We start from the raw sequence: 12,785 nt of genomic DNA on the forward strand, positions 1-12,785 counted from the left end.
ATTTCACTTGATATTTATACAAAACCTGAGTATTTTTACTCAGGTTTTTTTTATTATGAGAAAAGTAGACTATATTATTGTTGGGGACGGATATGCGGCATTGTTTTTTGCGCATCAGCTCATTAAGCATGATCAATCTTTCGTTATTTTTTCAGAAGGGAGAAAAAGTGCGTCTCAAGTATCTGCGGGGATTATCAATCCTGTGGTGTTAAAAAAGTTTACCACTTTCTGGAAGGCCCAGGAACAAATAGATTTCCTGAAAATTACTCTTCAGGAAATAGAATCCTACACTCGGAAAAATTATCTGATCCATGCACCGATTCATAGAATTTTCCATGATGATAATGAACAGAAGCTGTGGTTGAAAAAATCAGATAATGAAGATCTTTCAGCATTTTTGAATAAAGAATTCAGGCATTTGGATATTGTTAAGAATGATTTCAATACAGGAAAGGTTGATCAGTCTGCAAGATTGGATGTGAGTAGCTTTTTCAATGATCTATTCAGCTATTTTGAGAATCAGTCTATTCTGATAAAAGAAAAATTTGAATATGCTAAACTTAATCCTTCAGCATCTACATATAAAGACATTGCTTTTCAACATATTATTTTCTGTGAGGGAATGGGTGTGAAAGAAAATCCCTATTTTTCTGAAATTCCGGTGAACCCTAATAAAGGGCATCATATCAAAGTAAAGCTTTCGAAAGATATTCCTGAAAATATAACGATCAAAAAGAAGCATTTTCTGTTTCCTGTCAATCATGATTTGTATTTTTATGGAGGAACTTATGACAGAGAGCAACTGCATCATCACATAGATGATTCTGCAGTAGAACAACTGGTTCGTGGGTTATCAGAATTTTATCCGGATGATTTTGAAATTGGTGAGGTGAATTTCGGTTTCCGACCTACTGTGAAAGACCGAAGACCTATTATAGGAAGACATAATGAACATGAAAACCTATATGTTTTCAATGGATTGGGAGCGCGGGGAATTCTCAATGGATGTTATTTTTCTAAAAGCCTGTATGAATTTATAGAAAACAATATTCCGTTACATGAAGAAATATCCATCAACAGATTTAATAAGTAACTGAAAGATTATGAATGAAAATATATTAGGAATTATAGCTGGGATACTTACTTCGGCTTCAATGGTTCCCCAGCTTGTAAAAGTCTTAAAAGAAAAGAATGTAGAAGATCTTTCCTGGGTCATGCTGTTGGTCCTTATATCGGGAGTTTCTCTATGGGTATGGTACGGAATCATGAAAGAAGAATGGCCTATTATCTTATCCAATGCTTTTTCCGTGCTTCTCAATAGTACACTTTTAGTCTGTTACTTTATATATAAAAAATAAATTGGGGGCTTTTACATGCGTAAAAGCCCCCAATTTAATATATGGAAGGTTATTATTCCTGAAGGGTAAATTTAGCTAAAGGAGCCATTCTGGCCTTATTTAAAGTAAGAGTATTTCCATTCACAGAATAGTTGTCTGCAGCCAATAAAGCTTTTGTGAACAAAAGTTCTGTTTCAAGATCATCACAGGCCATCATGGTAGACATTCCCTGATTGAATTTGATACGCATCATTTCCGGTGTAATCTCAAAGGTCCCTCCAACACCATTACATCCTGCATGTCCGGAGTATCTCATATCCGCCATATTCAATGAAAAATAAGGATTGTTTTTTGGATTATGAAGTGTGATAGGCTTCCCGTTAAGTTCTACAAGTTTCCAGGTTTTCCCCGTAATATCATTAGACGCTTTTCCCGGTTGGGTAGTGCTTTTACACGAAAAAAGTATGATTGCCACAAACAATAGGGCTAAATAACTATATAGTCTTTTCATATCAGAATATTTAATGTGAGTAATTAATAAGAGGCCATTTTAGTGGCGGTTCGGTTTTTCCCATTATTTTTATAATGAAATAAAACCATATCAACATTTTTTTTCAGAAAGGTAATATTACCTCTGATATCGGAATATTGATATTCTGCATTGGAAGCTGTGTACTCTGGTAAGTCTTCATTTTTTTTCAGCTCATAGGTTTTGCCATCCAAATGTACAGTTACCGTATTTTGGGTTTCATTAACAGTAACTTCCATCTGATCTCCGAAGCTGTCTGTAAAAACTTCTTTTGTAATTTTATCTGTTTCCACAGCAGTAGGTTGAATCTCAGTGAGAGATTCGGTTTCTTTCACAGAGTGCTTACACGCTGTTACTGAAAGTACAGCCAGGCTGAAGATAATTATTGAAGATAATTTTTTCATAGTAATAAGTGATTAAGTGTGTCATGAAATAGTATTAATGTTGTATAAATTTACAAATATTTTTAATGTATATATGTTAAATTTAGATAAATTAATTAAAATATCAATATTCCAGGTAGGGAGACTGAATCACTGAAAAACGGTATGCGATTTCACTTTAGTCATTTTTATAAAATGTATTTTTTAAGGGAAACAAGTCTTGAAAAAAAGTTGCTAATATTAAATTTTCCTTTAACCATGCGTCTTCAGCTTATTTAAAGGAAAGTTAAATTTTGTTAATCTATATGCAAATATTCAAATCTAGGTGTAGATTTGCAACTTCAAATGAGAAACACCATAATATATTTTTTGACCAGTTTATTTCTGCTATTTATAGTGGAAAGCAAAATGAATGTCAAAACTCTTCGAAATGATTATAATGGCCATGTTTCTCATAACCTGCCTAAAAAGGCGAATCGTTTGAACCAAACCTATGAAAAGCTTTCAATTCAGCAGGCACCAGATGATGTAGATGCAACATATACATTGGAACTTGCGGAGGATGATTTTCAATTTTCAGATACTTTCCAAAGCATTGTTGTTTTTGCCAGTGTCTTCAGTTTGGTCTATATTTTCGGGCTGCACAATAAAAAGCGCCTGAAATCCTCTATACATGGCTTATTGTTCAATTCTGTCCATGTAAAGAGATTCATTCTGATTCGTTCTATCAGAATTTAAAATACCTTTCCCTTCTTTATTTTCTGCTCAAGAGCTTGAGTAGAAATATCCCGTGTTGTGATATCGTAATATCCACACAATCAATTCTCAATTAACATTAACGATTTATATACTCTAGAATTATGATGAAAGGAGTTGTCTCAAGCATGATGCTTAGTACCCTCTTATTATTTGCCGCTTGTAATGGCAAAAAAGAAGAAAAAGAAGAAGAAACGGTTTATCCGGTTACTTCACCCGTAAAAATGGATACGGTGATCAACAAAGAATATGTAGCACAGATACAATCTGTAAAAAACATTGAAATCCGTGCACAGGAAAAAGGATTTCTTGAAAAGATCTATGTAGACGAAGGACAATATGTCCATGCAGGACAAACATTATTCAGAATTATGCCTCAGTTGTACCAGGCAGAATTGATGAAAGCCAAAGCCGAAGTAGAACAGGCTTCAATAGAATTAAGAAATGCAAGTACATTGGCAAATAACAATGTTGTTTCCAAAAACGAAAAAGCGATGGCCAAAGCTAAGCTTGATGCTGCCAATGCAGAAATGAGATTGGCTCAGATTCACTTGTCATTTACCGATATCAAAGCTCCATTTTCAGGAGTTATCAACAGAATTCCTTTGAAACTAGGAAGTCTTGTGGATGAAGGAGATTTATTGACTTCATTGTCTGACAATACCAATGTGTACAGCTATTTTAATGTTTCAGAACCTGAATATCTGAGCTATCAAACACATGTCAATGACAGAGGAAGCAATCAGGTAACCCTTATCATGGCCAATGGTGAAGACCTACCACAAAAAGGAGAGATCCAGACCATAGAAGGTGAATTTGATAATGAAACAGGAAATATCGCATTCAGAGCCAAGTTTCCAAATCCTGACAAATTGTTAAGAAACGGAGAAACCGGAAAAGTACGAATGACCTTACCGCTTAAAAATGCTTTGATCATTCCACAAAAAGCCACTTATGAAATTCAGGATCAGAAATATGTTTTTGTAATTGACAAAAATGGTGTTGCCAAATCTAAAAATATAAAAGTGGCTTATGAGCTTCCTGACCTTTATGTAGTGGCTTCAGGACTTTCCGAAGGAGATAAGATTCTTCTGGAAGGTGTTCAGAAAGTAAAAGATGATCAGAAAGTAAAAACAAAACCTCAGGATCCGAGAAAAGTTCTTCAATCATTAAGATTAAAAGCAGAGTAGGACTCATTAAATGAAGCAGTATGTTTAAAAAATTCATTCGCAGACCCGTTCTGTCTATCGTAATCTCACTGATTATCGTATTTATGGGAATCTTGTCACTGGTTAAACTACCGGTTACCCAATTCCCGTCCATTTCACCACCCAAAGTAAATATCACCGCAGAATATCCCGGAGCTAATAACGAATTATTGATCAAATCTGTGGTTATTCCACTGGAGAGAGGTCTTAATGGAGTACCGGGAATGAAATACATGACTTCTGATGCCGGAAATGACGGAGAGGCTTCTATTCAGGTAGTTTTTGACCTGGGAACCGATCCCAATGTTGCAGCCGTAAACGTTCAGAACCGTGTATCTTCCGTTGTGAATAAACTTCCGCCGTTGGTAGTCCGTGAAGGGGTAAAAATCACTCGTGAAGAACCCAATATGTTGATGTATATCAACTTGTACAGTGATGATCCCAAAGCCGATCAGAAATTCCTTTTCAACTATGCAGATATCAACGTAATGTCTGAGTTGAGAAGGGTAAGTGGAGTAGGTTTTGCAGATATCCTGGGAACAAGAGAATATGCAATGCGTATCTGGCTTAAACCAGACAGATTAACAGCATACAGCATTTCGGCAGATGAAGTGATGGAAGCATTAAATGCACAGAGTTTGGAAGCTTCCCCGGGTAAAACAGGAGAAAGTTCCGGAAAAAGATCTCAGTCATTTGAATACATCTTAAAATATCCGGGTCGTTTCAATAATGAAAAAGATTACGGAAATATTATCCTTAAAGCAAAATCAGATGGAGAATTCATCAGGTTAAAAGATGTAGCTGATATAGAATTCGGTTCTTCCATGTATGACATCTATTCCACATTGAACGGAAAACCTTCTGCTGCGATCACGGTAAAACAATCGTATGGTTCCAACGCAAGTGATGTTATCAAAAATGTAAAAACCTTGATGGCAGAATTGCAGAAAACTACTTTCCCGAAAGGAATGCATTATGACATTAGTTATGATGTGTCAAGATTCTTGGATGCCTCCATTGAAAAAGTAATTCACACTTTATTTGAAGCTTTTATTTTGGTGGCCATTGTGGTATTCCTATTTTTAGGAGACTGGCGTTCTACATTGATTCCAGCTATTGCAGTTCCCGTTTCATTGATCGGTACTTTCGCTGTGATGTCCGCTTTCGGAATCACTTTAAATATGATCTCGCTCTTTGCTCTTGTAATGGCAATTGGGGTCGTGGTAGATGATGCCATTGTTGTGATTGAAGCGGTTCATGCCAAGATGGAAGAAAAACATCTTTCTCCATTAAAAGCAACAGAAGAGGCGATGCACGAGATCAGTGGAGCGATTATCGCAATTACTTTGGTAATGGCATCCGTATTCATTCCGATCGCATTTATGTCTGGTCCGGTTGGGGTATTCTATCGTCAGTTCTCCATTACCATGGCTTCGGCAATTATCCTTTCCGGAGTAGTTGCATTAACCTTAACTCCGGCGTTATGTGCTTTAATCTTAAAAAATAACCACGGAAAAGCGAAAAAAAGAACTCCTATTACCATTTTCTTAGATAAATTCAACAGCTTATTTACAAAAGGAGCAGGAAAATATGAAGGATTGCTGAATAAAACAGTGAAGAAAAAAACGATCACACTTCCGCTGTTATTAGCTTTCTGTGCATGTACATTCTTTTTAAGCAACTCCCTTCCATCAGGATTTATTCCGGCGGAAGACCAGGGAATGATCTACGCAATTATCCAAACACCGCCAGGTTCAACGTTAGAAAGAACCAATCAGATTGCCAAAGAATTATTAAGAGAGTCTGAAGATATTGATGGAGTACAATCCGTTTCTTCACTGGCAGGTTATGAAATTCTTACAGAAGGTACAGGTTCCAACTCTGGTACTTGTCTGATCAATCTTAAAAGCTGGGAAGATCGTAAAGAATCTGCCGCGGAAATTATTGAAAAACTGGAAGAAAAAGCTAAAAATATTCCGGGTGCCAATATAGAATTTTTCCAGCCTCCATCTATTCCGGGGTATGGTGCAGCAGGTGGTTTTGAACTTCGACTCTTGGATAAAGCAGGAAGTGGAGATTATCATAAGATGGAGCAGGTAAGTAACGATTTCGTAAAGGAATTGAAAAAGCGTCCTGAACTAGGTTCAGCGTTTACTTTCTATTCCGCGAGTTTCCCTCAATATATGTTGAGAGTGGATAATGATCTTGCTGAACAAAAAGGCGTAACCATTGAAAATGCGATGGATAATTTATCAACATTGATAGGTTCGAATTATGAGACGAGTTTCATTCGTTTTGACAGACCGTATAAAGTAATTGTTCAGGCAGGTCCGCAATATCGTGCATTGCCAAGTGATTTATTGAAATTATATGTGAAAAATGATAAAGATCAAATGGTTCCGTATTCAGATTTCATGCATTTGGAAAAGGTTTATGGTTTATCAGAGATCACGAGACACAATATGTATAATTCATCCGAGGTAAGTGGAACTCCTGCACCGGGTTACAGCTCCGGACAGGCTATTGCAGCGATTAAAGAGGTGGCGGATAAAACACTTCCGAGAGGTTTCGGTATTGACTGGGCGGGGATTTCTAAAGATGAAGTAAACCGTGGAAATGAAGCTGTATATATCTTCTTGGTATGTTTAGGTTTCGTTTATCTGATTCTTTCCGCACAGTATGAAAGCTTCATTCTTCCGTTACCGGTAATTCTTTCTTTGCCAACGGGGATTTTCGGAGCATTCTTATGTTTGAAATTATTAGGATTAGAGAACAATATTTATGCTCAGGTTGCCATGGTTATGTTGATCGGGCTTTTAGGGAAAAATGCCGTATTGATTGTTGAATTTGCCGTACAGAAGAAAGCGGAAGAAGGGATTCCTGTGGCACAGGCTGCCATTGAAGGAGCGGCTATCCGTTTCCGTCCGATCTTAATGACTTCATTTGCCTTTATTGCAGGTTTGATTCCGTTGGTAATGGCAACAGGACCGGGGGCGATCGGAAACAGAACCATTGGTACAGCTGCTGCGGGAGGAATGCTGATTGGGACTGTTTTCGGACTGATGATTATTCCGGGACTATACTACATCTTCGGAACGATTGCGGAGAAATCAAGATTGGCAAGATATGAAGAAGAAAATCCTTTAACTGAACAAACTGAACCTTATCAACATGATGGAAAATTTGAAGACTAAAAATATGATCACAGCCATTGCCTTATCACTTGTTTTAGCAAGTTGTAAGGCTCCGATGGCGACAGTTATAAAAGACGAGGTAAAAGAAAATGTACCTCAAAACTTTAATCAGGAAGATCAGGGAGATGCCAGTAATAACAGTGGCACCACTCCGTGGAGACAATTCTTTACGGATCCTAATCTTGTTGCACTGATTGAAACTGCTTTAAAGAACAACCAGGAACTCATGATCACCCTACAGGAGATTGAGATCGCCAAAAGTGGTGTTTTAGCAAAAAAAGGGAAATTAACTCCAACGGTTTCTGCAGGAATTGGAGCAGGAGTAAAAAAAGCAGGACGTTATACGAGTGAAGGAGCGGGTGATGCTACTACAGAAATAGAGCCTGGAAAAGAAATGCCGGATCCGCTTGGAAATTTCGAAGGGGGATTGATGGCCAACTGGGAAATTGATATCTGGAAAAAGCTCAGAACAGAAAAAGAAGCGGCAGTGGCTCACTATCTATCCACAGTTGAAGGGAAAAATTTTGTTCTTTCAAGCTTAATAGAAGAAGTTGCTGACAACTACTATGAATTGCTGGCGTTGGATAACCAGTTGGATATTATTCAACAATACATCAAGTTACAGCAAAAAGCTCTGGAAATTTCAAAAATTCAAAAAGAAGCTGCAGCAGCCACTGAATTGGCAGTAAAAAAGTTTGAAGCGGAGTTAGCCAAATCAAAAGCAACGGAATATACCATCCGTCAGGAGATTACCGAAAAAGAGAATGATATTAATGCGCTTTGCGGTCGTTTTCCACAACCGATTGTGAGAACTAAGGAAAACTTTATGTCAACGATTCCGCAAACAGTTTATACAGGAATTCCATCACAGCTATTGGCCAACCGTCCTGATATCAAACAGGCAGAATTAGAATTAAAAGCAGCAAAATTTGATGTGGAAGCGGCAAGAAAAGAATTCTATCCTTCATTAGAAATTTCTGCTACCTTGGGATTGGAAGCATTTAAGCCTTCATATCTGGTAAAATTACCGGAATCAATGGCAGCGAGTTTGGCTGGGGAATTAGCAGGGCCTTTGATTAACAAAAGTGCAATTAAAGCCAATTTCCAAACTGCAGATGCAAGGCAGATCCAGGCTTTGTATGAGTATGACAAAACGATTCTGAATGCTTATCTGGATGTGGCTAATCTGATGTCAAAAGTTAAAAATATTGATCAGTATTATCAATTGAAATCTCAGGAAACTCATGCATTGGAACAGTCTATTGATATTGCTAATCAGTTGTTCCGAAATTCCAGAGCAGATTATCTGGAGGTTTTATTAAACCAGAGAGATGCATTAGATGCTAAGATGGAACTGATTGAAGCAAAAGAAAAACAACTAAGTACAGTGGTTGATATTTATAAAAGCCTAGGAGGCGGATGGAAATAATTCAGAGGAATTATTAAAGTTAATTGAGGAGCTTGATTCGTGAGAATCAAGCTTTTTTATAATAAGTTTTTATGAATAAGATAAAAAATCCAATAAAAATTCTCGCTATAACTTTCTTATATTTGTCATACCACCACAAAACCCTCTCATGAAAAAACTCCTCTTCCTCATCCTCGGTATCCTCCTCATTCTTATCGCTGTTCTCCTTATCAGAACATTCACCTATCCGTTCAAAAAAAATAATTCCGAAACAAAATCAGTTTGGAAAGCAGTCAAAAATGATTCAGCTGTTCAAAGATTTTCAGGTGGTTTAAAAATTCCTACGGTTTCTACAGGTGAGTTGGGAAATTTTGATTATTCCACATTTGAAACTTTTAAAGAATACCTCAGAAAATCGTACCCGTTAGTGTATCAGAATACGGAAAACTATGAGATCAATAAATATGGTTTGGTATTCAGATTGAAAGGAAGCGAACCCAATCTCGAGCCTATTTTGTTTCTTTCTCACATGGATGTTGTTCCTCCGGGAGATGCCGATGTGAAAAATAAAGAAGAAAATGTTTTCAGACCCAATGATCAGCCATTGCCTGCTGTGACAAAAGTAGCAGAGGATTGGGATTTTGGTCCGTTTTCAGGAGCGGTTGCCAATGGAAGAATTTATGGAAGAGGAGCAATCGATATGAAAGGAATGCTTTTCTCTTTGATGGAATCTATGAACAACCTGATCAAAAGTGGATATATTCCGCAACGTGATATATACCTGGCTTTTGGTTTTGATGAAGAAGTTGGCGGGGCCAAAGGAGCAGCACAAATTGCAGTCCATTTCAAAAAGCAAGGATTGAAGTTCGAAGCCGTATATGATGAAGGTGGATTGATTTTAGAGAAGGGAAGTGTAAAAGGAATCGATTCAGATGTGGCGGTCATCGGATGTGCAGAAAAAGGCTTTCTCTCTGCCAGAATCAAAGTGAAAGGTTTGGGTGGACATTCTTCCATGCCTCCGCTGGAAACCGCAATGGGAAAAGCAGCCATCATTATGCAGAGACTGGAGGATGATCAGATGAAGCCGATCATGACACCATTAATTAAACAATTCTTTGATAATGTGGGGGGAACAATGCCTTTTGTCAACAGATTGGCCATTGCCAACCAATGGTTTTTAAAACCTGTTTTACTGTCACAGCTTACCAAGAACAACAGTACAAATGCTTTAGTTCGTACCACCACCGCTTTAACGATGATGAAAGGTAGCGATGGACCTAATGTTCTCTCTCCCGAAGTTGAGTTTATCGTGAATTTCAGATTGCTTCCCGGAAATACGGTAAAAGATGTCAAAGAACACATTGCAAAAGCTACCGAAGGATTTGACGTAGAAGTAGAGGAAATTGATAACACCAAAGAAGCTTCCGCCATTTCATCTACCAAAACAAAAAGTTTTACCATCATTGAAGCCGGAATTAAAGAAATTTATCCTGATGCTATAGCTACGCCTTATCTTACCATCGCCGCAACAGATGCTTATAAATATCAGATCGTGAGCAAAAATATCTACAGATTTATGCCTATTAAGATCAATGATCCCGAAAAACAAAGCATCCACAGTACCAACGAATATCTCAGCATCGAAAATTATATGAAGATGATTCATTATTTTGAATACATCATGAAAAACTATGATCGATAGCATTACTGTATTTCTTTAACTCCAATCTTAGCCTCAATCTCAACATTTAAAATTATTTTTTTAATACGTCAAGTTCTGTCGCATTAGTGAAATAGCTTTGTCTCAATTAAAATACGAAGCTATGGAACTGCCATTTTATTTAAGTTTTACCGAGTTTGAAAATCAATACTATAACAATCTTGAAAGATGGTTTGAACAGTATCATAATACCAGTGAAATTGACTATTTAAAAAGTTTAGCAGAGCTATACAGCCCTTATCTCTATTATAATTTCGCCAACGAGAGATTGCAGGCAGAGGCATCTATCCAGATCAAAGACTGCTTTTTCCCGAATCATGATAAGATCGGGATCTCCTTCTGTACACAATGTGAAAACGGAAAACCAGCCAAAGCCGTTAAAGGCATGAACCATATATTTGAATGGAAAACGATCACCATGATGGAATATGCACAACATATTTTAGATAAGATCAATGGATTCCTTTTGAAAAATGACGAAGTTCTAAACGGGCAGGGAAATATTATGGATTTTGTGAATGATTATGGAATTATTACAGGTAGAGAAGGAGCGGGATATTGTATCAATTATAACCAGCACCAGTCAACCATTCCTTTTCTGAAGGCCTATTTACCCTATTATGGAAGAACGGTTGATATGGCCAAATACCGGGATTTTCTTTTTTCAATTGTCCAGATCGCAGAATGCATTGATCAGAAATTGAAATCTGTACAGGCATTTGAGCATACTATTTATAATAAGCTTAAGTCTGAAGCGAAATTCAAGGTACAGATGAATCGGCAGTTTTTAACGATATGTAATTAAATTGCTTTATTCTTACATTCAGTTAGTTATATTATATTGTTTCAAAAATTGCCTGTCAATGCTGACGGGCAGTTTTTATTAGCTAATGAGAAATAGTTTTGTGTTAAGCTTACTTTACAACCTAAAGACCTTTTGCTTTAAGTTGTAAAAACAAAAAAGTCTTAAACATTAATGTTCAAGACTTTATCTTTTGCAGAGAGGAAGGGATTCGAACCCTCGATACAGTTACCCGTATACTACCTTTCCAGGGTAGCTCCTTCAACCACTCGGACACCTCTCTAATTGAGATTGCAAAAATAGAGTATTTTCTCGAAATAGCAAATTATTTGCGCAATTACTCAGAAATTTCTCCACAAAGACTTCTGGAAAAATTCTCTGCAAAGGTTCCTTCATAATTAGGATTGTCTATTAAATGCATTGCTTTGGTAATCGCACTTTCCGCTGTTATATCTTTTCCGCTGATCGCTCCGATTTTAGAAAAAATATTACTGTTTTCATACTTTCCGAATGAAATTCCTCCTGAAATACACTGGCTTACCACTACGATTTCTGTTCCGTTATTTCGGATTTCCTGAAGGATTTCCTGTGTTTTTTCACTGCTGAAAATTGTTCCCGAACCAAAAACCTGCAAGATCAGGACTTTCATTCTTGGAATTTCCTTAAAATGGCTTAAATGCATTCCCGGGAAAATCCTCCAGAATAAAACATCTTGAGAAATATGTTCATCCACGGAGAATTCTACATCACCAGCATCAGATCGGTAAAGATTTTCCTTTATAATATTCAGATGCACTCCGGATTGCCCCAGAATAGGATAATTGGGACTTGCATATGCATCGAAATACTCCGCAGAATATTTTAAAGTTCTGTTTCCTCTTAAAAGTTTATATTCAAAATAAATAGCCACTTCCTGTATGACTGCTTCATCATTTTCATATAAACTTGCGTAATAAAGGCTCGTCAGAAGATTTTCCTTAGCATCGGTTCTTAAATCTCCGATAGGCAATTGAGATCCCGTTAAGATCACAGGCTTTTTCAAACCTTTCAGCATAAAGCTTAAAGCAGAAGCAGTATAAGACATGGTATCCGTTCCGTGAAGGATTAAAAAGCCATCATATTTTTCATAATTTTTATGAATGTAGTTGGCGATAATTTTCCATTCTTCCGGTCCCATATCTGAAGAGTCCAGCGGTTTGGCAAAAGGATGTACAAAAACCTCACATTCCATGAGCTTCATCTCAGGCATTTTTTCAAAAATATTTCCGAAATCAAAGGCACGCAGGCTGCCGGTTTCATAATCTTTTTCCATACCGATGGTTCCACCGGTATAAATGAGCAGGACTTTTCGTTTCATGTACTTTTTATTAAAGAATTTGAGCCTGTGTCAGGTTCGTAACCTCAAAATTACGTTAATTTGCAAAGACTTGAAAATGAATGAAACGTTT

The 12,785-nt window shown here is 37.1% G+C and carries 11 protein-coding genes and 1 tRNA gene; 8 read left to right on the forward strand and 4 right to left on the reverse strand.

The window, feature by feature from the left end; translation table 11 throughout:
• Positions 1-55: 55 nt before the first annotated feature.
• Positions 56-1,093: an NAD(P)/FAD-dependent oxidoreductase gene (locus EGI05_RS09145; protein ID WP_123262764.1), complete on the forward strand. Its 1,038-nt coding sequence runs from the start codon at positions 56-58 to the stop codon at positions 1,091-1,093.
• 10 nt (positions 1,094-1,103) lie between these two features.
• A complete protein-coding gene (locus EGI05_RS09150) occupies positions 1,104-1,358 on the forward strand; it encodes a SemiSWEET transporter (RefSeq protein ID WP_123262765.1) in 255 nt (84 codons plus the stop codon).
• Positions 1,359-1,410: 52 nt separating this feature from the next.
• On the opposite strand, the gene EGI05_RS09155 is transcribed toward EGI05_RS09150, so the two are convergent.
• Together EGI05_RS09155 and EGI05_RS09160 are read right to left on the reverse strand one after the other, a co-directional pair.
• Positions 1,411-1,848 carry an META domain-containing protein gene (locus tag EGI05_RS09155; RefSeq protein ID WP_123262766.1) on the reverse strand — a complete coding sequence of 146 codons (438 nt, stop codon included), beginning with the start codon at positions 1,846-1,848 and terminating at the stop codon, positions 1,411-1,413.
• Between the two features lie 23 nt (positions 1,849-1,871).
• Positions 1,872-2,270 (reverse strand): hypothetical protein, encoded by a 399-nt coding sequence (locus EGI05_RS09160; RefSeq protein WP_123262767.1) that lies wholly within the window; start codon positions 2,268-2,270, stop codon positions 1,872-1,874.
• 387 nt (positions 2,271-2,657) lie between these two features.
• Between EGI05_RS09160 and EGI05_RS09165 the strand changes: the two genes are divergently transcribed.
• From EGI05_RS09165 to EGI05_RS09190, 6 genes are all read left to right on the forward strand, one after another.
• Positions 2,658-2,987: a hypothetical protein gene (locus EGI05_RS09165; protein ID WP_228428579.1), complete on the forward strand. Its 330-nt coding sequence runs from the start codon at positions 2,658-2,660 to the stop codon at positions 2,985-2,987.
• A gap of 125 nt (positions 2,988-3,112) precedes the next feature.
• Entirely contained in the window at positions 3,113-4,195 is a 1,083-nt protein-coding gene (locus EGI05_RS09170) for an efflux RND transporter periplasmic adaptor subunit (RefSeq protein WP_123262769.1), read from the forward strand.
• 20 nt (positions 4,196-4,215) lie between these two features.
• Complete coding sequence (locus EGI05_RS09175) at positions 4,216-7,407, forward strand: efflux RND transporter permease subunit (RefSeq protein WP_123262770.1); 3,192 nt, start codon at positions 4,216-4,218, stop codon at positions 7,405-7,407.
• On the forward strand, positions 7,388-8,836 hold the full coding sequence (locus EGI05_RS09180) for a TolC family protein (protein WP_185144976.1): 1,449 nt from the start codon (positions 7,388-7,390) through the stop codon (positions 8,834-8,836). Before EGI05_RS09175 ends, EGI05_RS09180 begins: the two co-directional genes overlap by 20 nt.
• 148 nt (positions 8,837-8,984) lie before the next feature.
• Positions 8,985-10,517: a M20/M25/M40 family metallo-hydrolase gene (locus EGI05_RS09185; protein ID WP_123262772.1), complete on the forward strand. Its 1,533-nt coding sequence runs from the start codon at positions 8,985-8,987 to the stop codon at positions 10,515-10,517.
• Between the two features lie 121 nt (positions 10,518-10,638).
• Complete coding sequence (locus EGI05_RS09190; protein WP_123262773.1) at positions 10,639-11,340, forward strand: hypothetical protein; 702 nt, start codon at positions 10,639-10,641, stop codon at positions 11,338-11,340.
• Between the two features lie 193 nt (positions 11,341-11,533).
• On the opposite strand, the gene EGI05_RS09195 is transcribed toward EGI05_RS09190, so the two are convergent.
• Positions 11,534-11,620 (reverse strand) — tRNA-Ser (locus EGI05_RS09195).
• Between the two features lie 54 nt (positions 11,621-11,674).
• Positions 11,675-12,694, reverse strand: coding sequence for an asparaginase (locus EGI05_RS09200; protein WP_123262774.1), 1,020 nt, complete (start codon positions 12,692-12,694; stop codon positions 11,675-11,677).
• Positions 12,695-12,785 lie beyond the last annotated feature (91 nt).

This window comes from Chryseobacterium daecheongense (genome assembly GCF_003729955.1).
In the GTDB taxonomy this organism is placed as follows: domain Bacteria; phylum Bacteroidota; class Bacteroidia; order Flavobacteriales; family Weeksellaceae; genus Chryseobacterium; species Chryseobacterium daecheongense.